At 55.7% G+C, this 22,783-nt stretch carries 21 protein-coding genes; 6 read left to right on the top strand and 15 right to left on the bottom strand.

Annotated elements, in window-relative coordinates; genetic code table 11:
• Window positions 1-41 precede the first annotated feature (41 nt).
• The 4 genes from L3J03_02975 to phnD all read right to left on the bottom strand — a co-directional run bounded on the left by L3J03_02975 (window position 42) and on the right by phnD (window position 6,202).
• Window positions 42-1,091, bottom strand: coding sequence for a uroporphyrinogen decarboxylase family protein (locus L3J03_02975; protein MCF6289953.1), 1,050 nt, complete (start codon window positions 1,089-1,091; stop codon window positions 42-44).
• Window positions 1,088-1,747: a corrinoid protein gene (locus L3J03_02970; protein MCF6289952.1), complete on the bottom strand. Its 660-nt coding sequence runs from the start codon at window positions 1,745-1,747 to the stop codon at window positions 1,088-1,090. Before L3J03_02970 ends, L3J03_02975 begins: the two co-directional genes overlap by 4 nt.
• A 575-nt stretch (window positions 1,748-2,322) precedes the next feature.
• Complete coding sequence (locus L3J03_02965; protein MCF6289951.1) at window positions 2,323-5,112, bottom strand: ATP-binding protein; 2,790 nt, start codon at window positions 5,110-5,112, stop codon at window positions 2,323-2,325.
• Between the two features lie 19 nt (window positions 5,113-5,131).
• On the bottom strand, window positions 5,132-6,202 hold the full coding sequence (phnD, locus tag L3J03_02960; protein MCF6289950.1) for a phosphate/phosphite/phosphonate ABC transporter substrate-binding protein: 1,071 nt from the start codon (window positions 6,200-6,202) through the stop codon (window positions 5,132-5,134).
• A 309-nt stretch (window positions 6,203-6,511) separates the two neighbouring features.
• Here phnD and L3J03_02955 point away from each other — a divergent pair, with 309 nt between their 5' ends.
• Window positions 6,512-8,299: a hypothetical protein gene (locus L3J03_02955; protein ID MCF6289949.1), complete on the top strand. Its 1,788-nt coding sequence runs from the start codon at window positions 6,512-6,514 to the stop codon at window positions 8,297-8,299.
• A gap of 48 nt (window positions 8,300-8,347) precedes the next feature.
• On the opposite strand, the gene L3J03_02950 is transcribed toward L3J03_02955, so the two are convergent.
• Complete coding sequence (locus tag L3J03_02950) at window positions 8,348-9,190, bottom strand: alpha/beta hydrolase (protein ID MCF6289948.1); 843 nt, start codon at window positions 9,188-9,190, stop codon at window positions 8,348-8,350.
• 17 nt (window positions 9,191-9,207) lie between these two features.
• A complete protein-coding gene (locus tag L3J03_02945; protein MCF6289947.1) occupies window positions 9,208-9,429 on the bottom strand; it encodes a hypothetical protein in 222 nt (73 codons plus the stop codon).
• A 159-nt stretch (window positions 9,430-9,588) separates the two neighbouring features.
• On the opposite strand from L3J03_02945, the gene L3J03_02940 reads away from it, so the two are divergent.
• Window positions 9,589-10,104: an FmdE family protein gene (locus tag L3J03_02940; protein ID MCF6289946.1), complete on the top strand. Its 516-nt coding sequence runs from the start codon at window positions 9,589-9,591 to the stop codon at window positions 10,102-10,104.
• A 377-nt stretch (window positions 10,105-10,481) separates the two neighbouring features.
• Here L3J03_02940 and L3J03_02935 read toward each other — a convergent pair whose 3' ends face one another.
• Together L3J03_02935 and L3J03_02930 are read right to left on the bottom strand one after the other, a co-directional pair.
• Window positions 10,482-11,276 carry an ATP-grasp domain-containing protein gene (locus L3J03_02935; protein ID MCF6289945.1) on the bottom strand — a complete coding sequence of 265 codons (795 nt, stop codon included), beginning with the start codon at window positions 11,274-11,276 and terminating at the stop codon, window positions 10,482-10,484.
• A gap of 204 nt (window positions 11,277-11,480) precedes the next feature.
• A complete protein-coding gene (locus tag L3J03_02930; GenBank protein ID MCF6289944.1) occupies window positions 11,481-11,840 on the bottom strand; it encodes a DsrE family protein in 360 nt (119 codons plus the stop codon).
• Window positions 11,841-12,370: 530 nt separating this feature from the next.
• Here L3J03_02930 and L3J03_02925 point away from each other — a divergent pair.
• Window positions 12,371-13,084, top strand: coding sequence for an N-acyl homoserine lactonase family protein (locus L3J03_02925; protein MCF6289943.1), 714 nt, complete (start codon window positions 12,371-12,373; stop codon window positions 13,082-13,084).
• Between the two features lie 15 nt (window positions 13,085-13,099).
• On the opposite strand, the gene L3J03_02920 is transcribed toward L3J03_02925, so the two are convergent.
• From L3J03_02920 to L3J03_02895, 6 genes are all read right to left on the bottom strand, one after another.
• Window positions 13,100-13,372 carry a hypothetical protein gene (locus tag L3J03_02920; GenBank protein MCF6289942.1) on the bottom strand — a complete coding sequence of 91 codons (273 nt, stop codon included), beginning with the start codon at window positions 13,370-13,372 and terminating at the stop codon, window positions 13,100-13,102.
• Window positions 13,373-13,727: 355 nt separating this feature from the next.
• A complete protein-coding gene (locus tag L3J03_02915) occupies window positions 13,728-14,723 on the bottom strand; it encodes an NAD(P)/FAD-dependent oxidoreductase (GenBank protein MCF6289941.1) in 996 nt (331 codons plus the stop codon).
• 179 nt (window positions 14,724-14,902) lie between these two features.
• Window positions 14,903-16,057 carry a DUF1641 domain-containing protein gene (locus tag L3J03_02910; GenBank protein MCF6289940.1) on the bottom strand — a complete coding sequence of 385 codons (1,155 nt, stop codon included), beginning with the start codon at window positions 16,055-16,057 and terminating at the stop codon, window positions 14,903-14,905.
• A 123-nt stretch (window positions 16,058-16,180) separates the two neighbouring features.
• Entirely contained in the window at window positions 16,181-18,139 is a 1,959-nt protein-coding gene (locus L3J03_02905) for a cytochrome c3 family protein (GenBank protein MCF6289939.1), read from the bottom strand.
• Window positions 18,140-18,602: 463 nt separating this feature from the next.
• A complete protein-coding gene (locus tag L3J03_02900; GenBank protein MCF6289938.1) occupies window positions 18,603-18,794 on the bottom strand; it encodes a hypothetical protein in 192 nt (63 codons plus the stop codon).
• Window positions 18,795-18,843: 49 nt separating this feature from the next.
• Window positions 18,844-19,356, bottom strand: a complete 513-nt coding sequence (locus L3J03_02895; protein ID MCF6289937.1) for a hypothetical protein — start codon at window positions 19,354-19,356, stop codon at window positions 18,844-18,846.
• Between the two features lie 432 nt (window positions 19,357-19,788).
• Between L3J03_02895 and L3J03_02890 the strand changes: the two genes are divergently transcribed.
• The 3 genes from L3J03_02890 to L3J03_02880 all read left to right on the top strand — a co-directional run bounded on the left by L3J03_02890 (window position 19,789) and on the right by L3J03_02880 (window position 21,552).
• The gene (locus L3J03_02890; protein ID MCF6289936.1) at window positions 19,789-20,661 is read left to right on the top strand and encodes a phospholipase D-like domain-containing protein; all 873 of its coding nucleotides are present in this window, start codon (window positions 19,789-19,791) and stop codon (window positions 20,659-20,661) included.
• Between the two features lie 126 nt (window positions 20,662-20,787).
• The gene (locus tag L3J03_02885) at window positions 20,788-21,150 is read left to right on the top strand and encodes a PilZ domain-containing protein (protein MCF6289935.1); all 363 of its coding nucleotides are present in this window, start codon (window positions 20,788-20,790) and stop codon (window positions 21,148-21,150) included.
• 57 nt (window positions 21,151-21,207) lie between these two features.
• Window positions 21,208-21,552, top strand: coding sequence for an inorganic pyrophosphatase Ppa (locus tag L3J03_02880; protein MCF6289934.1), 345 nt, complete (start codon window positions 21,208-21,210; stop codon window positions 21,550-21,552).
• Between the two features lie 54 nt (window positions 21,553-21,606).
• Here the strand turns inward: L3J03_02880 and aroB are convergent, their stop codons facing one another.
• On the bottom strand, window positions 21,607-22,713 hold the full coding sequence (gene aroB / locus L3J03_02875; GenBank protein MCF6289933.1) for a 3-dehydroquinate synthase: 1,107 nt from the start codon (window positions 22,711-22,713) through the stop codon (window positions 21,607-21,609).
• Window positions 22,714-22,783 lie beyond the last annotated feature (70 nt).

The raw sequence follows: 22,783 nt of genomic DNA, 5'->3' as shown, positions 1-22,783 counted from the left end.
CTACCCGCCCTTTGCAGCAGATTGCTTGTGAGAAATGCGGGTCAAGCCTGCGGCCGGTAACTTCTGGCCGCGTCAATCATGGCATGAATGTTTGCCGGCCGGGTGTTGATCGGGATCTCGCAGCCGCTTGACAGGATAAACCCGGCCGGATTATCCCCGGCCTTGGCAAGACACTCCCGGGCCTCCCGGTCCACGTCCTGGGGACCGCCCTTGAGCATGGTTTCCGCCGGGTTGACATTACCGATCAGACAGACCCGGGCGCCGATCTTTTCCTTGGCCTCGGCCAGGTCGATCACGTCAAGGCTCAGGGCGTTGGCGCCGGTATCGGCCATCAGCTCCACGATCCTGGCGGTCTTGCCGCAGATATGGAGGATGCACGGCAGGCAGGCCTGCCGGATCTTTGCCACGATCGGCTTGAGATAAGGCAAGGCGAACTTCTTGAACATGACCGGGCTGATCAGGCTGCCGCTGGCCACCGGCTCCACCAGTACCGGGATGCCGCCCGTTGCCAGGATGGCATCGACAAAGATAAGGGCGTTGTCCATGGCCAGGGTCAGGAGTTTATGGACCAGTTCGGGATCTTTGTAGGTCTCCTTGATAAAGTCTTCCGTGCCGCGCAGGGCCGCGGCAGTGGTGAACGGCCCGGAAAACACGCAGCCGACAAAGACATCCTCGCCGATCCGGTCACAGCAGAGCCTGGTGGCCTCAAGATACACGGGCAACCGCCCGTCCCGTTGCGGGTCCACGGTCCTTACCCTGGCCAGGTCGGCCGCGGCCCGCACCACCGGCTCTTCCACCCAGGGCGCGTCATCATCGGGAAAGAAGAGCCTGGTCCCCATGGCCTCGGCCAGGGTCGAGGTGGTGGAGAATATAAAGATAAAGTCATGGCCGTATTCTTTAAAGGCAGCCACGTGGGCCGCGCCCATGGTCCCGCCGTCCTGGTTGTACTCGGAGATCCTGACCCCGGAAATCCGGGCCGCATGGTTGAGGATCAGGGGCGCGCAGGGGGGCCGGTCCACCTCTTGTCCCTGCAGGAAGCCGGCCATCCTCTGTTTGGGGGTCATCCGGTCGCTCAAGGTATTGGTCATCATACGGTCACCCTGTTCTCTATGAGTTCGTTGGCCTTACGCACTGCGGCGGCGGCATTGGCGGCGTAGCCGTCAGCGCCGATGGAATCGGCAAAGCTCTGGGAGATGGGGCCGCCGCCGACCATGACCACAAAGCGGTCGCGGATACCCTTTTCCTCCAGGATATCGATCACCTTTTTCATGCCGTCCATGGTGGTGGTCATCAGGGTGGAAAGACAGATCAGCCGGGCATCTATTTCCAGGGCCTTGTCGACAAAATCGTTAAGGGGAACATTCCGGCCCAGGTCGTAAACCTTGAAGGCCGCGGTCTCCAGCATCATCTTGACCAGATTTTTACCGATATCGTGGGTGTCGCCCGCAACCACTCCGATCACCACCCTGGCGCGATGTGACGCGGTCTCGGTTTTGAGGCGGGGTCTGAGGACCTCCAGGCCGGCATACATGGCATCGGCGCACAGGAGTATTTCCGGAACAAAATATTCCTCGTTCTCAAACTTTTCATTGACTATTGCCATGCCCATGGTGAGACCGTCGGTGATCGCCTCATAGGGATCAATTCCGGCCCGGAAGGCATGTTCGGCCAGCGTGGCCGCCGCCTCCTCGTCCATTTCCACCACTGCCTGCGCCAGTTGTTGCAGGATCTCCTGTTTCTCTCCCATATATCTCTCTCCTTCCTGTTCTTAAATTCATGACGGACAAAAATCCCATCCACCTTCGGCGGTGGCAATGGTCATGACCAGAATCGTCTGTTAACCGATTGTCTTTCCGGGAAGGTAATTGCGGCGCTCCGCCACGGACGCCATTGATGATGAAAACTAAATTAAATGCAACGATCTGCCAAACAGGAAATACCTATGGAAAAAGAAAGAAATATTGCCACTCCTGAAGGGAACAGGCCGGCCCTCATCCTTATGACTGGTCTTTTCTATGCAGGGGCGCCCGAAGTCATGGAAACAGGGCAAGGCACTGCCCGGACATGGGCGGCATCGGGCAACTGTTGTCACCAGCCGCAACAACCTCGTTGAACGCTTCTTCCGGTCGCGCGTGGGTGGGGAAAGACAGGACTTCAGGACGAACCAGCATGGCAGGACCATAACTTTTGGGCCGCGGCCACAACCAACAATGAAAATCTCCCCGGACAGCGGGCTTCGTCCGGCCCGACTTTTATATTAAAGATGCGGGGCAAGAGGGGGCCGCCGGACTGCCTGGTTCTCCCGGCGACAGAATCCAGCCCTTAAGACAAAACATCGGTTAAGGTTTTATTCAATTCCTCCAGCAGAAAAGGTTTGGCAATTGCGGCCTTGAATCCATATTGCCGATAGTTGGCCATGACCGGATCATTGCCATAGCCGCTGGATACAATAACCTTGGCCCGCGGATCGATTTTCAGTATTTCCCCTATCGCCTCCTTGCCGCCCATGCCGCCGGGAATGGTCAGATCCATGATTATGACATCAACCGGTTTGCCGCTTTGGCGCTGTCCGGTGAATATTTCGATTGCCTCCCTGCCGTCGGCGGCATGCAATACCTCATGCCCGAGAATAACCAGCATCTGTCCGGCAATATCCTGGACAAGCTGCTCATCATCCATAATCAGTACCTTGGCCCTGACAACATCGGCCGGTTTATCGGCCTCCTGGTCCTGATCACGGACGGCCTGCTGTTCAGAGGCGGGCAGATATATGCTGAAGGTGGAGCCCTTGCCCATTCTGGACTGGACGGCAATGTGGCCGTTATGCTTGTTGATTATTGAGTGGGAGATGGACAGACCCAGGCCGCTGCCCTCCTGCTTGGTGGTGAAATAGGGATCAAAGATCTTTTCAAGATATTTTTCAGCGATACCGCAACCATTGTCCTGCACAGTGATTTTAATATAGGCCTTGCCGGGCAGGCTGAGGGGTGTTTCAGAACCGATGTCCGTGATATTGGCGCAGGTGATGCTGATCTCTCCACCATCCGGCATGGCATGCTTGGCGTTCATCACCAGATTTTGAATAACCTGGCTTATCTGCCCGGCGTCAATATCAACCAGCCACAGGTCGTCGGGAATGCTGAGCCGGCAGAATACCGGGCTGCCATGCAATACAAAATTTGCCGATTCAGTGATGACCTTGCCAATGGAGGTGGTTTTTTTGACCGGATCACCGCCCTTGGAAAAGGTGAGCAACTGCTGGGTCAGGTCTTTTGCCCTCAGGGACGCCTGCTTTGCCCCTTGCAGGAGGGGATATGCCTTGCTGGTGGGATCAATGGACATTCCCGCCAATTCGATATTGCCGAGGATGGCGGCCAGGATATTGTTGAAGTCATGGGCAATACCGCCGGCCAGAATACCTATTGACTCAAGTTTTTTTATCTTGATCAGTTCCTGCTCCATGCGGAGTTGGGCCGTGATATCCCGAAAAACCAGGACAACGCCGATGATCTTGCTCTCCCTGTCCCGGATCGGCGCGCCGCTGTCGGCAATACTTATTTCCCGCCCATCCCTGGAGATCAGGGCGGTATGGTTGGCCAGTCCGATAATCCCCCCGGTGACCATGACCTTTTCCACCGGATTCTCGCAGGGCTGCCTTGTTCTTTCGTTAATAATATTAAAGACCTCGGCTAAAGGCCGCCCAACCGCGTCGGCGCTGCTCCAGCCGGTCAATCGCTCGGCGACCTTGTTGATAAGCACGACCCGGCTGTGGGTATCAGTGGTGATAACCCCGTCTCCAATGCTTCGCAAGGTAACTGCCAGCCGTTCCTTCTCTTGCGCCAGGGCCATTTCCGCCTGTTTGCGCTGGGTAATGTTGGTGGCGATCTCCATCCGCACATAATGTCCGTCCGGCCACCGGATGGCCTGGTCCCGGCATTCATACCATTCATTGTCAACGGTATTCTGCAGTTCCCAGACATGGACCCCCCGCGGCTCGCCCTTGTCATCCAACAGTTTTGCATTGGTACAGAACTCACACGGACCGGTCTGGCCGGCCTGGAGCGCCTGCCAGCAGGTCTTGCCAACGACATTCCCCCAGATTTTTTGACCATATTCATTGATGAAGAGAAGTTCGTAGGTATCCATATCCGCGACATAAACCAGCGAGTCCAGGCTGTTCAGCAGCGTCCGGAATCGTTCCTCGCTGCCCCGTAACTCTTCGGTCCGTTCCCGCACCCGCAGTTCCAGCTCGTCCCTGGATTTTTCCAGATCAGTTGTGACCCGCATGGTGATCTTTCGCGAAAAAACAATAACCACCAGGCTCACAAAGGAAAAAACAAGCGTTATAACAAAAAATTGGCGCCAGAAGTCACGTTCCGTCCGGGAGACGTCCTCGGTCAGCAACACGCTCAGAAGACCCGCTTTGTCTATCTCCGGCAAAAAGGTAATGAAGGTTGACTTCTGCCGCAAAGAAGCGTCGGTCTCGGGTTTGCCGCCCAGGGTCAGGTACTCCCTGCCCTGATAATAGAAATGCAGGGCCGCCTGGTGATCATGGTAGAGATAGTTGAATTCGGCCAGGGTGGACCTGGTCAGATATCGTCCCACCACAAGAAAACCGATGGGACCATAATTGCCCTCAATACGTTTCAGGGCAACCAATGCCAGTTTCCCGCCATGGACAAGGGCCGCCGGATGAATATCCGAATCGCTCTTCATCCCCCCGAGCAACGGGCTTATATCGTCCCGGGCCCCGAACCGGCCGGGATTTTCCGCGCAGGCCAGCAGAACACCGTCTGTGTCATAGACGTTTATGAAGTCAACGCTCTTGTAGACTGTAAAAGGGACTACCTGGTCAAGGAGTTCCGTGCTGGTCCCCAGGGCGACACTATCAATGAACGACCAGTTGTTGGCGAGAAAATCCACCAATCCCCGGTTATTGGTCTGAACGGCGAGCAGCCGGCTCTGCACCTCATGCTCAAGCTGCAGGGTCGTCTGGGCCGAACTCGCCTGGAAAGAAGAGTATTGCTGGTAGGAGATATAGACAATCACCCCGAGACAGAAGGCAACCACAAGAACCGTTGGGACAAAGAGTTTTATGCGTAACTTATTCATGGAAGGGGTAGCCGAACGGCTAGTCTTGTTCTCCGGCCGCCTGTTCAACGATCACCCGGACAGTATCGTAGAAACTATCCGGCCGAACCGCAAAACCATCTGCCGGCAGCCCTTGCAGCAGGGCGGGATCAATTGTCGGCAATACCTCCTGGATCTTCTGCTGAATATCCAGGGGCAACGAGGGATGCGCCACAATGGCCAGGTTGGGAATGGGCGGTGGCGCGTAGATTATCTTAAAGACATCCCCGTGTTTCCTTATCGCCTGCTCCAGGTTGAAATCCCAGGTGGCTCCCGCATCGATGCTGCCGGCAACAATGGCATCGGTGACCCGCGGATGGCTTCCCAGGAAATAGACCTTGCCGAAGAATCTCGCCGGGATGATCCCCTGTTCGCGCATCAGGGCGTTCGGATACTGGTAGCCGCTGGTCGAGTGGATGTCCACAAAGGAAAATGACTTGCCCTTGAGATCGAGCAGCCCGTTCAAGTCGTCCCGCGTCTTCAGGGCGACGATATAGCCATGATAAACATCGACCAGCCTTGATTTGTCCCGGTTCCACTTCAATTCGGTCAGCAGCAGCCGCAGGCCGGGATTTTTCTTTTTTGCCTCAATATAGGGTACCGGGCCAAGCCCGGCCACCTGTACCCGGCCCGAGGCGACCATGTCGATCATATCTTCATAGCTGTCCGCGCCGATAAAATCAAAATAACAGCCCACCTGTTCCCCGAGCCAGGACAGCATTGGTTTGTACAGACCACGTATCTCGTCAACGGTCTGGCCCTTCTGATACGGCGGGATGCCGAAATGGTATTTCTGAAGAGAGCGACCCGCTTGAGCGGTTGATGTGGTCAACAGAAAAACAACGGCAACAAGGAAGAGAATACAAAGTAAAGCTAATCGGACTCCCTTTTTGTTTGTTTCTGATTCCATTATTAACTCCTCAGCGAGTTCTATCTGCCCGTGAAAATTCTTGATCGGAATATCTTCGGCAGGCAGGCTCGTTTGCTTGATATGAAGATTACGCGTACTACCCAGAAAATCAACCTCAATATTGTTGTCGATATCTCCAAGGATGTCCACAAAGAGATCCATGTGATTTTCGGCTCCTCCCCAGCGGAACATTCTGCAACAGGCTCACACATGTTGACTTCGGTCCCCGTACTTCCGAGTCAAGATGGTCGTAACTTGGCATGAACAGACCATAAAGTATCATGTCAGGCGGTTCGCATAAATATTGCACCTTTTCTGATTAGTGGTAAATTTGATGAACTCGTAACAACCCGAAAGGCTTCAAATGCCACCCAATAAAATCAACAAGTTACAAGACGAATCACGTCCGTCGAGCGGGTTGTTGCGAGACCGACAAATTTGACCATATCAGTTGAGCCTGCTGGAGGAAACATGGAAAAGTTATTACCCCGGAGTGAGCATACCTTTCACATCCCGGTGATGGGCACGGGTTTTACAATCGACACCCCGCTGCGGGTGGCAAGATACGGGATTTCCTCGGTGATTTCACTGGTGGATGATGTTCTCATTGAGCAGATGCGTAAATTTCACTGTCAAGGTGAGGGGGAACCATATGAAAAAATTTCCAGCCGTGCTGAAGATGCCCGGGCGCGCCGCATAACCGCCTATCTGGACCTTATCGATCTCCTGGTCCGCCGCCAGGTCGAGGAATTACGGGCTTCTCCCTTTCAGGCCGGCAGCGATATAATGCGTTATTTCGAGATGCTGCCGGCAACGCCGCTCAAGCAGCGCTTTCACGACATGCTTGCCGCAACCGGTTCCAGGGAAAAGACCCGGCTGGAGAACCTGCTCCGCGGACATGTTGTTCCCGGCAGTATCGACGTGAACATCATGACCAAGCTTGATCGTGATATTTACCGCAACGGCAAAAAACTGGCGCCGGAGTTTTCCGACGCCCTGGCGGCCTTGCGCGGTTACGCCAACAGCGCCCTTTGTTCCTCCATCATCTTCTCGGCCGGCATCAATCAACGACTCTACAACTATCTCGCCCGGTTTGACGATTTTTTCCCGGACAAAAACGGGATTATCAAGAAGAAAATCGTGCTCAAGGTGAGCGACTACCGTTCAGCCGAGATACAGGGCAGGTTTCTTGCCAGGCACGGCTTGTGGGTGTCTGAGTATCGCATCGAGTCGGGCCTCAACTGCGGCGGCCACGCCTTTGCTTCCAAGGGCCTGCTGCTCGGTCCGATTCTGGAGGAGTTCAGGCGGAAAAAGGAGAAACTCGTGGCCAGGCTTTTTGCCGCTTACTCCAAGGCCTTTTCTTCCATGGGCCGGCCTGGGCATGACATTATCCCCAACATCCGGATCACCGTGCAAGGCGGCATTGCCACCGCTGGCGAGCATGAGTTCCTGCTGAAATATTTCGAAGTCGACTCCACTGGCTGGGGAACTCCTTTTTTGCTCGTGCCGGAGGTAATCAATGTTGACGATGCGCACCTGGAAAAACTTGCCAGGGCCACCAGCCATGATGTGTACCTGAGCAACAGTTCTCCGCTGGGCACCCCCTTCTGGAACCTGCGGACATCCGCCAGCGAGGAGGCCCGCCGTTGCCGGATCCGGGAAGGCAGACCAGGGAGTTCCTGTCCAAAGGGTTTTGTTGCGTCCAGCACGGAATTCACCCGGCGGCCGATCTGCGTTGCCTCCCGGGCCTACCAGAAACGCAAACTGCAACACCTGCCAACCGAAGGATTCCCGGCAAAAAAGCTCTCCCTGATCCGGGAAGATGTGCTGGCCAAGTCCTGTATCTGTCACGACCTTGCCGGCAGCGCAACTTTAAAGAACCGCATTGATCCGGATGCAACCCCCGCTCTCTGTTGCGGCCCCTCCATTGCGGATTTCTCCAGAATCGCCACCCTGAAAGAGATGATTGACCATATCTATGGCAGGCTGTCCCTGCTGACAAACCCGGACCGGCCGCACATGTTCATCCGGGAACTCAACCTTTACGTGGACTACCTGCGGGACGAAATCGACAAGTTCTCGGCCGGGCTTTTATCCCGCGCACCAAGGTACTTCCAGGAATTCAAGGAAAACCTGCTCAAGGGCATTGAATACTACCAGGGCCTGGCCGACCAGTTCGCCGAAGAACAGCGGCAACGCTTCCTTAATGACCTTAAGAGGCTGCACGAGGCGATAGAGCCGATTCGATCCGGGAGATGACGGTAAGGGGTTAAGTTGCGATCCGTTTTCTGTTAAAGCTCCCCTTCCTTATGGTACACCATCCGATACCTTTTCCAGAAACCGCCGCACCCCGTCGGAATAATGCGGGCCGGACAAAAGAAATCCCTGGTTGTGGTCGCCCCGTAGTTCCAGAAACTGCTTGGGCGGCCTGGCCGCGTCAAACAGCCGGCGGCCGTGGCTGTAGGGGATAATGTCGTCATCCCGGCTGTGCACCACCAGGACCGGGCAGGCGACCCCGGCCAGCAGTTTGCGGATGTCTAACTTATATTTACTCAGCCAGCGCACCGGCAGAAAGGGATAGAGCGAAGCGGCGATGTCCGGCACCGAGGTGAAGGCGGACTCGATGATCAGGGCATGGGGCCGGCGGCCACGGGCCAGGTGAGTGGCGATCGCCCCGCCCAGGGAGCGGCCGAAGATCACGATATCGCGGGGGGCATAATTCCGGTCCCGGGTGAGATGGAGCCAGGCCGCCTCCCCATCAAGATAAAGGCCCGGTTCGCTGATTGTGCCCTCACTTTGGCCGTAGCCCCGGTAGTCGATGATCAATACCGCGAGACCGAGGTCATGGAATATCCTGATCGAATCGAGCCGGTGGGAAATGTTACCGGCATTGCCGTGAAAAAAAAGAATCACCTTGGAGTCGGTTGCCCGCAGAGGGGCCGGCACGAACCAGCCGTGCAGCTTCACCTTGTCCGGAGTGAAGAGTTGGACCTCCTCGAAATCAAGGTTGATCCGGGCCGGGGTTGCGGAAAGGCTCCGGGACGGCAGATTGGGGTAGAAGAGCAGCCCCTCCTGGGAGAGATAGACCACCAGCATAACGGCCCCGTACGCGCACAGGCCGAGACCGATGAGAACGAATAATCCCTGCAAGATTGGTCCTCGTAGATTCATTTATCCATCTGCCCGCCTTGTTCGTAACCGGCAGGCAGCCCCGTGATCAGGTGGTGAACAAAAAATAACCAAAAGAAAATGTAAACATTCAGTACCCCCCTCCTGTCGGGAAAGGGGTTTTCTTCTACCAACGGCCGCTCCATTGAAAAGGGCCGGCTGTTCATAAACAGGCTATCAAGCAGGAACTCGCTTCGCCGCAACGGCGATTCGGAAGCCATAAGCATATCATGCCGAAGTTGTTTCAAATTCCGCTTTTGCCGTCACAGCCGCGGCTCAGGGTCCGCTACACCGTTCGGTATAAGAAAACCCCTTTCCCGGTCCAACCTCAAACGTACGGGGTTTACCGAAACCTTACAAGAAAATGTCTGGAGAAAACAATGGACACACCCTACGATGAAATAATCGCCTTCCACGGCCACAGCTGTCCGGGCCTGGCAATCGGCTATCGAATGACGCTGGCAGGCCTCGGATTCTTGTCAGGGATCAGGGCCGAGGATGAGGAACTGGTGGCAATTGTCGAGAACGATGCCTGCGGCGTGGATGCCCTGCAATATCTCAGCGGCTGCACCTTTGGCAAGGGCAACCTTATCTTCAGGGATTACGGCAAACAGGTCTACACCCTGTTCCAGCGCAGTACCGGCAAGGGGGTGCGGATTGTGTTCAACAACGACTCGGTCCCCCCGGGGCTGCGCCGGGACCGGGACCGTTTCGTAACCTGGCTGCTTGGTGCCCCGGACAAGGAGATCATCGGCCTGCGCAAGGTCGATATCAAGGCCCCGGCCCGGGCCAGGATCAGGAATTCGCTGACCTGCGATTTCTGCGGCGAAAAGGTGATGGAGACCAGGACCCGGAAAAAAGCGGGCCGGACGGCATGCATCCCCTGTGCCGAGTAAACAGACCACCGTCTGAAGACGGTGGGTTAACTTAACGACTGAAAGTCGGGATACGGGTCCAAGACCCGTTTTTGCCGTGCTCGTGAACGTGAACGTACTCGTACACGAACATAAGTGCCTTTGGCGAACGACAAGTCCAGTTATCGAGCGACTCTCCTTGATAATCCATCCTGCTTGCTCGCAACATATTTATTTTTTTCTTGTCTCGATCACGTTTACGTTCACGAGTACGTTCACGAGCACGAAGTAAAAAAACTCTTCCCTTCCAACCGGATTCCATTGGAAGTGATAAATCTACCCGCCTGAAGGCGGGGGCTTTAACCTTAACTGTGCCGAGTAAACAGACCCGTGCGGAGCGAAGCGAGACAGACACTAATCTAACTGAAAAGAGTCCCGGCAAGCAATTTTTCCCGGATGATCTCCTTGAGTACCATCCCCTTCATCCTCAGCCCTGTCCGGCCGTACATCATGTTGGCCTCGATCAGGTTCCATTGTCCCTGGCCCTGGATAAGATCAAGCCCCACGTCATTGAATTTGCAGTTGCGGGCATATTCTTCCGCCAGGGCCACCGCCGCCGGAGGAATACCGTCAAAATCAATCACCCCGCCCTGGTGGGTGTTGGTGCGAAACTCGTTCGGGGCGCTCAGCCGCCAGTAGGCCAGCACGCATTGATAGTTGATCAGGATCACCCGCAGGTCGCGGTGATGGGGAAGGAACTCCTGGATATAGGCAACCTTGTTGTTTCGGGCAAGGTAGTTGTCAAGCTCCTCTGGCCCGCGGATCAGGTAGACCCCCCGGCCACAGGCCGAGGAGCGTGGTTTTTTAGCAACAAAGGGAAAGGTAAAATCGTTGAGAATCTGCTCGGCCCGGGGCCGGAAGTAGAACCGGGTGCGGGGATGGGGGATGCCCAGCATGGAAAACAGGGTGGTCTGTTTGATCTTATCATCGGGATAGAGATAGGTCTCGATGCTGGGAAAGATTTTTTTGTTAATGGTGGTGAAGAACTGGGCGTAATTCAGGGTGGGATAGAGAATCACCTCCGCCGCGGCCATCAATTGCCTTTCATCGGGCGAATAATCAAAAAAATTGGGCCGCACTCCCAGGGTGAGAACTTCGGGAAGACGACAAAGCCTGCTCCCAAGCGCGATATAGGGACGGTTCCCTTTGGCCATTGATATACAAAGCCCTCTGTTCAAGGTAACTGGTGCCCGTCCGGATATGCTCCTCATTTCCGAGCGGGCACCAGATAAGCCGCACCCCCTGGCCATGCTCCCCTATACCGGGTCCCGGGTGAAGTGTCAATCCGGAAATACCATGATCCACGAGTAGTCCCAGCCAACCGGGAGCAGGAGATCCCGGCCTGCCGGTGGTTACGATCAGACCATGAAGGTCCTTTCGTTCTCAGCCATCAGATCGATATATTCAGGGGCCGCCTTGAGTTCACAGCCGGTGATGAATTCATCGGGGTCAAGCAACCGCTTGTCGACACAGGCCTTGCAGACATAGAACATCACCCCGTTATTGGACAGATAGTCGACCATTTCCTTCATTTTCTCCCGGGTGGTGGTGATAAAATCATCGGTCATCCCGAACTGGGCCCAGTAGACCCCGTCTTCCAAAAGGAAGATGGTCACATCATGCCCCTTTTCCTTGGCCACCTTGGCAAAATGAAAGGCCCGGGCCACCATCTGGCCCCCCTCCATGCCCTTTGAGATCGTAAATAACATCTTTGCCATTTTGTTCCTCCCTGGGTGATAGGTTGTCTATTTTATAAATATCCTTTTTGTATCCGATATTATTGCCGGGCAGCCGGCCGGGGCAACATAACCACTCACAGGCTAAGCCGCCGGACTCCGGGTTGCCTCCTGCCTGGCAAGCGCTTACTTCATTTCCGCCTAGGTACTTACCAGGTTTATCCCGTTATTACAATGCCAAGCGCCTGTTTTTTTGTCGCCCATCTTATCGAAGTTCTGTTATTATTACCACCTTGTGGTACCCGGAACCGATTTGTGTCCCAGCTATCTGCCGATAGGTCCATGCTTATTCTCCAGTAATGCTCTTGCCAATCCGTTCCAGGCCGCCAGAGATAATTTTTTCCCCGCTGTTACGGCGATCACCCCGATCACCGGCGATCAGGTCGGCATCAAAAGATCCCAATTGACAATTGTCCGCCCATGTCATAGATTCTCCTACTCTTTGCCAAAGAATATCCCGCCGGTCCGGCCGGCGGGAAGCAATGAAAACAGAATGGAAGGAGCAGTAACCAATGGAATATACAATCACCCCGCTGCTGGTCGGCATCCGGCGGGTGGACCACGGAATCATGACCTACCAACGCAAGTACGGACAGCGCATCTGGCTGCCGATGTGGTCCTTTCTGGTCCGGGGAGATGGCCGCAACATCCTGGTTGACACCGGCCTGGATGATTTCATCACCCCGCCGGAATTCACCGAAGAAACCGGCCTGGCCGAACCCCTGCCAATGGAAGAGGCCCTGGCCCGGCACAACTTGACTCCGGCTGATATCGACACGGTGATCAACACCCATCTCCACGACGATCATTGCGGCAACAATCTCCTCTTTACCAAGGCGGAGTTCTATATCCAGAAAAAGGAACTGGAATTCTGCCGGGATCCCCATCCGCTGGATTACCGGTATGAGCCCGACTTTCTTGAAGGTCTCAGGGTCAACCCGGTTGACGGTGAGCTGGAACTCTATCCGGGCCTGGAGTTGATCCTCTCCCCGGGACACACCCCGGGCAGCCAGTCGGTCAGAATCAATACCGCGGAGGGACATGTGGTGATCCCGGGCTTCTGCAGCAATAAAGAGAATTTTCCAGCGGCCGGGCCGGCGGTCTGCCCCGGGGTCCATTGCGACGCCTACCAGGCGTTCGACACGGCCCAACTGGTCAAGGAGATGGGAACGGGCGGGACGATTCTGCCGCTGCACGAGCTTGAGGTGGGACGATTCGGATTATAGCGGCCTTAAAAAAACTCAGCAGATACAGTCAACCCGGTGGCAGGCAAGGCAGTAGATGGTAAAATCAACGGCCAGTGAAAAAAAATCAGTGCCGTGTTCAGCGTCATACGCCCGGGCCCGGGCCAGGACCTCGACATCGCCGTCCGAGGTGTTGATGATCCCGGCCAGGGGAACGGTTTCCCGGAGGTAACGATCTTTTTCCTCTTCAGCAAGGGTCTTGAGATAATCCTTATAACAGGCCCGGATCCTGTTTCTTTTTTTTGCGCTCTTTGTGGTTTTGGCTGACATTCTGATTTGTTACGGGGTCATCAGGGTTAAGAAAATAAAAAAAGCCGGGATCATCTGATTCTATCCGATGATCCCGGCTTTTTTGTTGTCCTGTAGTGGTTAAAAAGAGCTGCTATTTTCCGATCATATCAATCCGCTTTCCTTCAAGCTGGAGGCCTGGAGGTCCAAGCCAGGTGCCTGAAAGAAGGAGATTCCAGTATACCCATTTGAACATCAGTTTGGAGATATGATTCATCTCGGTATTCTCCAGCAACCCCATCGGCCCGATAGCAGGGAACGGATATTTGCCAACAACCGGTTCGGTGGTGTAGTTGAAATCGATAACATAGGCTTTCCCGAAGCCTGATTCGATGAATCAGAGGGCGTGCCCGTCTGACCGGGCATGTTGTGCCTCTCCATTGATATAGGCGAGAATGTTCTCGTGCAGGACATCGGCCTGGAAATGGGCCACCGCCCCGGCCTTGGAGGTGGGCACATTGGTGCCGTCCCCCAGTACCCAGACATTGTCGCGACCTTCCGGCTGGAGGGTATGCTTGTCCACCGGGATGTAGCCCATGGGGTCGGCGATTCCGGAATCGATCATCACCTGGGAGCCGAAGTTGGGGGGGATCGAGACCAGCATGTCATAATCCACTTCAGTGCCGTCGAACGCGGCAATGGTTTTCTTCCCGGCATTAACCGAGCCCAGGCTGAAGTTCGGGGTGATTTTGATGTTCTTTTCCTCACAGGCACTGGTAAGAACCCGGGTGGCCACCGGCTTGGTAAAGGCGCCGGACAGCGGGGTGACAAACTCGATCTCCACCTTGTCCCGGATCCCGCGCTCGGTAAAATGCCAGTCAGCCAGAAAGGCGAACTCCAGGGGCGCAACCGGGCACTTGATCGGCATCTCGGCGATGTTGACCACTATCTTGCCGCCCTCGAATTTCCGCAGGGCCTTTTTCATATCCTGGCAGCTCTCATAGGTATAGAAGCCAAAGGCGTTTTCCCCCCAGGCATCCGGCAGCCCCTCAATCTCTTCGGGCCTGATATCACAGCCAGTCGACATCAGCAGGACATCGTACTTGAATTTGCCCTTGGTCGCGGTGGAGACTTCCTGCTTGTCCCAATCCACATTGACCAGTTCGGAGATTACGAAATCAACGCCGGTGGGCAGAAACTCCCGCTTGCTCTTCCTAATCTCCTTGGGTGAGTTGATGCCAAAGGGAACAAACAGGAATCCCGGCTGGTAGTAGTGGATATTATCCTTGTCAATAATGGTAATCTTCCACTCGTCGGAATCCAGATCCCTCCGCAGCTTGTTGGCCATCATGGTGCCAGCGCAGCCGGCACCGAGAATGACTAGTTTTTTCATGTCGCGCCTCCTATCCGCTTTTTCTTTAGTGTGGCCACTCCCCCAGCCACATGGCCACAGGATGCCCTTTTTTAAAAAAACCTCTTTCAACCTGGTTGCTGGTAACCGATGCCCGTTGCGGATACATCAAGACCGGTTACCGGCACCAGCGGTGCTTCATCAGGCGGCGGAACAAACGGTTAATTACCCACCGTCATACCCGGGAACTCTTCCGGATAGTCTTCCGCTACCTGGCGGAGCCGATTGGCCCGCAGACAGCAGCCAACAGCCCTCATTATTTTAAACGCGGCTCCCAGGGTCTCCTGGACATTGGGATCACGGATCTCGTTGACCATGTCAAACGGCCCGACATAACTGGGTTTGCCAAGCTCAATGTCCTTGACCGCCTCGCAGATCATCTCCATCTGGGTCGGGCTGCAATGGAACTCCTTGACCACCTCGCCGAGGCTCGACAGCACCCGGAAGAATCCCCGTTGCTCCAACTCGTAAAGGAACCTGCTCAGCTTGCTGAACACGTCGTACTGCCGCATAATCCCGCCAACCTCATCCACCAGTTCGGTTGCCGGCTTGATCAGGCTCATTAACTCGCTGAACGTCTGTACGTTAAGCAGGAACTGCCGCAACAGGTCCTCGAGGTGCTCCGCCTTGAACTCCCCTTCATGGAGATCAGCCATGAACGACATGACCTTGGGCCAGCCCTGCTTGACCACCGGACCCATGTCGTCCTTCAGCTCCATACCCGCCTTGAGCATATCCAGGGCAGAGTTGAAATTGTCAAGATTGGACAGGGTCTTGCGCATCAGGGCCACCAGTTCCTGGCCATCGAACTGGCCGTCCAACTCGGCCATGAACTCGGTGAGCTTGGGCAGTCCCTGCTTGACCACCGGACCCATGTCATCCTTCAGCTCCATACCCGCCTTGAGCATATCCAGGGCAGAGTTGAAATTGTCCAGGTTGGACAGGGTCTTGCGCATCAGGGCCACCAGTTCCTGGCCATCGAACTGGCCGTCCAACTCGGCCATGAACTCGGTGAGCTTGGGCAGTCCCTGCTTGACCACCGGACCCATGTCGTCCTTCAGCTCCATACCCGCCTTGAGCATATCGAGCATGGTGTTCAGGTTCTTGATATTCAACATGATGTTCTTGAGCAGCGCGGCCAGTTCCTCGTTACTGTACTCACCTTCCACGTCGGCAAGAAAGTTCATCACATGCGGGCTGGCCAGTTGAACCACCGGCTGCAGATCGCTTTTCAACTCATCCAGCACCCCGGACTTCAGAGATTTTATCTCCGCGGAGAGTTCATCCAGTTTTGCCAGTATTAAGGATTCATCCATTGTTGATGCCCCCGTAAGGTGTCGAAACTGCCTTCATAGCTTTCCCTTTACTTTTCCATACTCAAAAAAAATTTCGTGCTGCGGTTCAACCTAGCGTCAGGACCGAGTTTATCGCGGCCGTTATCAGACAAAGAACGCCGAGATCATCGCGATCAGCAGGGCAAAGCCGATGAACACGAAGGTCCAGCCCACGACCCGGGCAAAATTATTCATCCACAGCGGCGGCCTGGTGGTTTGAATCTCACGCAGAGAACCATCCTCCCGGCGCAGGGCGAACTCTTTCGGCCGTTCGTGCCGCATTTCCTCCTCATCAATTCTGCCGGTAAGAATGACAGGATCAAGGGGAAATTTCTCCACCCGCAAATGGGTGTTGTAAAAATGGATCAGGAAGATAAAACCCGCAGCCAGAAGGGCCTCATCCGAATGAATGATCCAGGCGAGGTTGATCACCTCGCCCGGCAACAGGCGGGTAAACAGCTCAGGCATCCAGAGCACCAGGCCGCTGAAGCCGATGAGCGCAACCCCCCAGAAGACCGCCAGGTAATCAAATTTTTCCCAGTAGGTGAACCGGCCGAATTTCGGCTTCGGACCCAGGCCGAGGAACCACTTGAAATTGCCGACCAGTTCCACTGCATCGTTGGGCTGCGGCACGATCGAACGGGGTCCCCATAAGATATCACGAACCCGCATCTTGCCGCTGATCGCCAGGTAGGCGACATAGCCGAGGTGCATGGCAAAATAGCCGAAGGTGACCGCGCCCATCATCCGGTGGAGAATCCCGCAGACCTCATATCCACCCATCAGATGGGCCAACCGTTGGGCCCAGGCATACTCGTTGAACTTGAGCGGCAGCCCGGTCAGCGTCAGGGTCACAAAACTGGTGAATATCAGGAAATGGGTGACCCGGTGGTAATAATTAAACCGGAGGAAATAGCGGCCAGTGGGATTGCCGAGACGCGGGGGGCCCTGTTTCTTAAGCTTTTCAAACATCGAGCGGATGAACCACATCAGGGTGTGAACGCTGAAGAACAGGAACGTATTGAGCAACAAGGCGCTCATCAGGCCGAAAACCACCGTTTCCACGGGAAATTTTTCCCTGTCGTGGTGATTGAGATGCGGGGCAAAGCCGGTAAACTTTTCCCGGGCGCTGGGGTGACATTTCCGGCAGGTGTTCAACCGGTTCTCGGCGCTCATCATCGAGGCCGGGTTGTCAGAGGGCAGGATATTATGGGCGCCGTGGCAATCAACACATTTTGCCATCCGGCCGGTAAAGCCGAGACCGGTAATCTGGCCGTGATACGAGGCCCGGTAGGTTATAAAATCCTCATGGTGGCAGCTGCCGCAGGTGCCCACCATTCCAAGTTGAAAATCCTGTTTATCCACCCGGCGGGTGTCATGGGGATTATGACAATCGGCGCAGGTGGGCGCCTCCTCGTCTCCCTTGCTCCGGGCAATGCCATGAATGCTCCGGCTGTAAGCGGTCATCGTCCCGGCGTGACATTCACCGCAGGTGGCGACAATGTTCTTCCGGTTGGCAGGTGACCTGGAATCGGAAACAGCCAGCACGGCATGGTTGCCATGGCAGTCGGTGCAGATTGCCGCGCCGAGCATCCCCTTACTGGTTGCGACACCGTGCCGCCCTTGCTCGTATTGGGCCGAAACCGCTGCATCGACGCCAACCTTGCCGGGGTCGGAATGACAGGTCCCGCAGGTGGCGGGAACGTTGAGCGGATATATGCGTGACTGTGGGTCGGCCGCCCCCAGAATATCATGGGTGCCATGGCAGTCCGCGCACCGCACCGCCCGGCCGCCGGTCTTGAAGTTGCTGGCATGGATACTGGCGGCAAACAACTCGCCCGCCCCGTCGTGGCAGCTTCCGCAGTCAACCGGTTGCAGATCCTGCCGTTCGTCCGGATGCTCGTCGGATGCATCGGTGTGGCAGTCAACACAGTTTATTTCATTGGCACCGTGAACCGAGGCGCTATATCCTTCAGCGCTGACATGGAGCGAAACCTCATGCCCGTCCCGAATTGTCGATAAACCATCTTCGCCATGGCATTCCAGGCAATCGGAATTCTCCATGGCCGAGGCGTTCACCACCAATAAAGGGTTCAGAGGAACAACTCCCCCAAAGAATAAAATCAAAAAAAAGATGCGAATTGTTGTCATCTTCACCCGTCTCAAAACCCTCTATGATCCCCCCCGCGAAGCTGCTGCCGCCAATTATGCCGGGCCGACTCACCCGGCGGGGGTCACATATTTCTGGTTAGTATGGACGACAAGAGGAGTCGAATTCTTGACCCTTATCACTGCCCCCACATACGCACTGAAACGCTCTCTTGTTGGTTATATGGATACCCGCTGGCGCCGGAGACCACGGAAAAACCAACGGGCCACAACCATTCAACATCAAGGCCACTGTTTCCGTTTCCCGCCGGGCAATACCCGTTTTGTCAATGATGTTCATGGCACGTCCCCATCGCCGGCAGCCAGTTGCCTTTGCTCCACAACAAATCCGTCCTTCTTTGGTCTCGAAGGACGGCAGCTAGCCGCCGATGAGAAGCGCACCTCCGATCATTGCCCCCAGAATCGCGAGTACAAGCAACACCACGACCTGATTCACCTTGTCTTTCGCGCTCCAATCGTCCTTCATTGACTTAAAAAGAAGCGAGAAGGTGGCAAGCAGCGAGGCGACCAAGAAAATGTAGCCAAACCAACCAGTCAACGAAATCCCCATTTAAAAACCTCCTCCATGTTTAAGATGACAGTATTTTTTATCTTACGGCCTAACGCTGTTTCCGAACTTCCTCGTGTTGGCGGTCCGCCGCGGCATGGCCGCCGATATCCACACTTTGATGATCAATGACCTGCCCGATCTCAAAACGGGCCATTATCTTTCCGATACCGGAGTGACCGGTACGTTTGTCCGGCAATAAAAAAACCGTGCTCACCAGCAGCGCGCAGCCGAACACTACACAGAGAAGACCGCCGCCGATCTTCCGGTAGCTCAACCGGTACTTCCTATCAATCTTGATCCGGGACTCCTCGGTGAGTACCGGTTCGCTGATATGTTGCGGAGAATAACTGTCCAGGGCCAACATGACCCCGATAATGATGGTGGCCCCGGAGGCAAGTCCCAGCCACACCCTGACCAGCCAGGCGGCCACGAAAAATTGAGCGGATCCCTCGCCCCCCCCGGAAGCGAAAAGAAGCTGGGGAAACAAAACCGCTGCCGTGGCACTGCCGGCGGCCACGCTCACAACCGGAAGGGATCGAACCAGTATGGATGGCAATCTCATAACTAGCCTGTGCTGTGATAATTACTGAGGCGGCACTTTTCAATGCCCTTCTTGGACAACAAACGGCTCATGCGACGGCAGGCGATCATCTCCGATAACTTCTATCGCAACAACCCGGCCCTGAGGCGAAAAACGGGAAGGAAAAACAGGAGGTGAATGAGCGACCATTCATTATCTATGGAGTGACTTATAATAAATAACTACCATTGTCAATGGGAAACAAGCATCTTCTTGCTCCTTATTCACTTTTTTTTTTCATGCTCGCACGGGCCCGGTCCGGCAAAGACGTAACATTCTGTTTTTCTTTGCCAAAAAAATGGCCCTTGCGAAATGACGCGCAAGGGCCCATACTACGTTGTGACAAATAATGGCCGGTCCCGAGTCATTGACCGGCCCGGGCAACGAAACCGCCGAATCGAGACAAGGAGATCCATGATGGTTGCTCCGATCCGCAGGTCAAGCGTTCTTCTCTCGGTTATCGTACTTCTCTTCATCCCCTTTCTTGTCAGTCATTTCACCATCCGGCCGGCAACGGCCGGCCATGGCCGACTCAATGTGAACACCGCCACCGCGGCGGAGCTGGAGCTGCTGCCTTTTATCGGGATCAAAAAGGCCCGGATGATCATCGACTACCGGAGCGCCCACGGTCCGTTCACCAGCCTTGAGCAGCTTCTCGAAAGCCGGATGATCGGTCCTGAAACCTTCGCCGCAATGGCGCCCTACCTTAAAATCTCCGGCCCCTCCGACCCTGATATCCGCAAGGACTCCGGTGCAGCCGGACATGGACCATCCCGGCTGCGCCGCCTGGTTCTCACCCGGCCCGGTCAGATCAGGATCCTCCCTGACCGCGAGTATTTTGAACTCCTCCTCCCCATGATCCAACGCGCCCGGCATAAGATCCGGTTGACGATGTTCCTGTTCAGGACCACCGACTCACCGAACAACCTGGCCACGGCCGTGGCCAAGGCGCTGATCAAGGCCCGCCGGCGGGGGGTGGCGGTGCGGGTGCTGCTGGAAAGATCCGGTTTTGACGACAGCATCAACAGCGCCAACAGGACCGTGGCCGCAATGCTCCACAAAAATCACATCCAGGTCAGGTTCGACTCCCGGGCGGTAACCACCCACGCCAAGCTGGTGGTGATCGACCAGCGATACGTCTTTGTGGGCAGTCATAATCTTACCCATTCCGCCCTGACGACCAACCACGAGTTCTCACTCCTGGTCGACAGCCGGGACCTGGCCGCGGAAGTGCTGGACTATCTTGATTCCATCGAACTCGGCCGTGGCCGGGATCATAAAAAATAAACTGGAAGCAAGGACTGTATCCGATTAAATTACAGAAGATCGACAAACCTGAGGGAGAGGTTCGCGCGGAGACAGGGTTGTTTTTTATTCAGGAACGAACCGGAACGAGGGGCAAAGGAGGGGCCGATGGCCGACAGACGGAATTTTCAACGGATAAAATTTTCCACCACCAGCATGCTCAAGGTGGGCGACAGCCCGTACCAGGGAGACCTGCTGGACATTTCGCTGAACGGCGCCCTGCTCCGGTTCGACACCTTGCCGCCGGTTCACCGGGGAGAGATTTGTGATCTTGAAATCCGCCTGCCCGCCTCTGAGATCTCCATGAATTTCAAGGTGGAACTGGTCCACTCCGACGACGGGAACGAGTACGGGTTAAAATTCATCAGCCAGGATATCGAGACCATTACCCACCTGCGCCGGCTGGTTGAACTCAACATGGGCGACAGCGAGGAATTCAACCGCGAATTTTCCCATTGGCTCAAGACCTGACCCGGAGTAATATCAGCCTCGAGACCGCGACCTTGTTTACTCTTTAGGAGAAAAGCCATGCCGTTAACCCTTTTCCCCCAGGCAAGGACACTGCTTGAACTTCAAAAGCTTGAAGAACCGGGCGATCCCGCTCGATTCCTCAGAACCCATGTCCCCTTTTCCGGCGCGCCGCGCCAGCATCCCTACGACAAGAAAACAAAAGTCATCCTTGTCGTTGACCCGGGCAGCAGCAGCACCTCCTACCTCGAGTTCAAGACCGCGGACATCGCCCGGGTGGAAGAGCTTGCCAATATCGTCACCCCCCAGGGCGTAACCATCCCCATGGTCCGGATCTGGATAAAGAAGAGAAGCATTGCCATCCGCTGTACTCCTTTTGTGGTCGAAGACACCTCCAGTTCCTGAACAGACCGGCTTGCCGCCCGCCAACGCCCCGGGTTTGTAACCGTTCACCAGGGGCTACAGATTTACGGAAACCACCGGCCGGTAAGCGTTTACCAGCACCTGGAGAATAAGGTCCTCGGCCACGTCGTCGGTGATCACCACCTTGCCGATGGTGGTGGGCAGGACAAAAAAGGTGCGACCGGCCACGGTTTTCTTGTCGGTTTTCAGAAAGCCGATAATCTGCCGACAATCATACTCCGGCGGAACGGCCACCGGCAGACCGTAGGCCGAGATCAACACCCGGATCCGCTCCGCCTCAGCCGCGGCAAGCAGTCCCTTGTGCCTGGCCAGTTCGGCCGCGGCAACCATGCCGATGGCCACGGCGGAACCGTGGGCCAGGGTGTAGTTCGAAGCCGCCTCCACCGCATGGCCGATGGTATGGCCGAAATTCAGGATCCGGCGCAGATCGGCCTCCCGCTCGTCGGCCTCCACCACCCGGGCCTTGATCGCGCAGCAGGTCTTTATCACCTCTTCCAGCATCGGCAGTTCCCGGGCCAGGATCGCCTCCCGCTTTTGATCGAGAAAATTAAAAAAATCACGATCCTTGATCACCCCGTACTTGATCACCTCGGCCAGTCCGTTCAACAGTTCCGCCTCAGGCAGGACATTAAGCGCCCGGCTGTCGATGTACACCGCCCGGGGCTGATAAAAGGCGCCTACCAGATTCTTGCCCTCGGGGATATCCACCCCGGTCTTGCCGCCGACCGAGCTGTCCACCTGGGCCAGCAGGGTGGTCGGCACCTGGACGAAACCAATCCCCCGCATGTAGATTGCCGCCAGGAAACCGGTGATGTCACCGGTCACCCCGCCGCCCAGACCGATCAGGCCGTCACCCCGGTCGAACCCGAGTCGGGCCAGACGGCTGGCCAGTGCGGCGACAGTGGCCAGGTGTTTGCTCGCCTCGCCATGGGGGAAGGTGATCAGTTCGGCCGGGATATCGGCATCGGCCAGGGAAGAGATCAGCGTCTCGCCGAAAAGCCCGGCCACCTGGTCATCGGCAATCACCGCATAGCGCTTGGCCACTGGATTATTTTTCAATTCCGACCCGACCCGGGCCAGGAGACCCTCTTCAATTTTTATGGGATAGGCCCGGTCTCCCAGGCCCACATGGAGTTCCTTCATCAGCAGCGGTTCCTCAACTAAATTTTTGTCAATATACCCGGTTCCGGACAACGGCTTTCCGGGGAGCGAG

The sequence above is a fragment of the Desulfobacterales bacterium genome (genome assembly GCA_021647905.1).
Lineage (GTDB): Bacteria > Desulfobacterota > Desulfobulbia > Desulfobulbales > BM004 > JAKITW01.
This window is presented reverse-complemented; position numbering and strand designations above follow the sequence as displayed.

Bases quoted from the DNA above. Each gene is read 5' to 3' on its own strand.
- L3J03_02975 (MCF6289953.1), bottom strand. From the start codon at position 1,091: ATGATGACCAATACCTTGAGCGACCGGATGACCCCCAAACAGAGGATG.
- L3J03_02970 (MCF6289952.1), bottom strand. From the start codon at position 1,747: ATGGGAGAGAAACAGGAGATCCTGCAACAACTGGCGCAGGCAGTGGTG.
- L3J03_02965 (MCF6289951.1), bottom strand. From the start codon at position 5,112: ATGAATAAGTTACGCATAAAACTCTTTGTCCCAACGGTTCTTGTGGTT.
- phnD (MCF6289950.1), bottom strand. From the start codon at position 6,202: ATGGATCTCTTTGTGGACATCCTTGGAGATATCGACAACAATATTGAG.
- L3J03_02955 (MCF6289949.1), top strand. From the start codon at position 6,512: ATGGAAAAGTTATTACCCCGGAGTGAGCATACCTTTCACATCCCGGTG.
- L3J03_02945 (MCF6289947.1), bottom strand. From the start codon at position 9,429: ATGGCTTCCGAATCGCCGTTGCGGCGAAGCGAGTTCCTGCTTGATAGC.
- L3J03_02940 (MCF6289946.1), top strand. From the start codon at position 9,589: ATGGACACACCCTACGATGAAATAATCGCCTTCCACGGCCACAGCTGT.
- L3J03_02935 (MCF6289945.1), bottom strand. From the start codon at position 11,276: ATGGCCAAAGGGAACCGTCCCTATATCGCGCTTGGGAGCAGGCTTTGT.
- L3J03_02930 (MCF6289944.1), bottom strand. From the start codon at position 11,840: ATGGCAAAGATGTTATTTACGATCTCAAAGGGCATGGAGGGGGGCCAG.
- L3J03_02925 (MCF6289943.1), top strand. From the start codon at position 12,371: ATGGAATATACAATCACCCCGCTGCTGGTCGGCATCCGGCGGGTGGAC.
- L3J03_02920 (MCF6289942.1), bottom strand. From the start codon at position 13,372: ATGTCAGCCAAAACCACAAAGAGCGCAAAAAAAAGAAACAGGATCCGG.
- L3J03_02915 (MCF6289941.1), bottom strand. From the start codon at position 14,723: ATGAAAAAACTAGTCATTCTCGGTGCCGGCTGCGCTGGCACCATGATG.
- L3J03_02910 (MCF6289940.1), bottom strand. From the start codon at position 16,057: ATGGATGAATCCTTAATACTGGCAAAACTGGATGAACTCTCCGCGGAG.
- L3J03_02905 (MCF6289939.1), bottom strand. From the start codon at position 18,139: ATGGAGAATTCCGATTGCCTGGAATGCCATGGCGAAGATGGTTTATCG.
- L3J03_02900 (MCF6289938.1), bottom strand. From the start codon at position 18,794: ATGGGGATTTCGTTGACTGGTTGGTTTGGCTACATTTTCTTGGTCGCC.
- L3J03_02895 (MCF6289937.1), bottom strand. From the start codon at position 19,356: ATGAGATTGCCATCCATACTGGTTCGATCCCTTCCGGTTGTGAGCGTG.
- L3J03_02890 (MCF6289936.1), top strand. From the start codon at position 19,789: ATGATGGTTGCTCCGATCCGCAGGTCAAGCGTTCTTCTCTCGGTTATC.
- L3J03_02885 (MCF6289935.1), top strand. From the start codon at position 20,788: ATGGCCGACAGACGGAATTTTCAACGGATAAAATTTTCCACCACCAGC.
- L3J03_02880 (MCF6289934.1), top strand. From the start codon at position 21,208: ATGCCGTTAACCCTTTTCCCCCAGGCAAGGACACTGCTTGAACTTCAA.
- aroB (MCF6289933.1), bottom strand. From the start codon at position 22,713: ATGAAGGAACTCCATGTGGGCCTGGGAGACCGGGCCTATCCCATAAAA.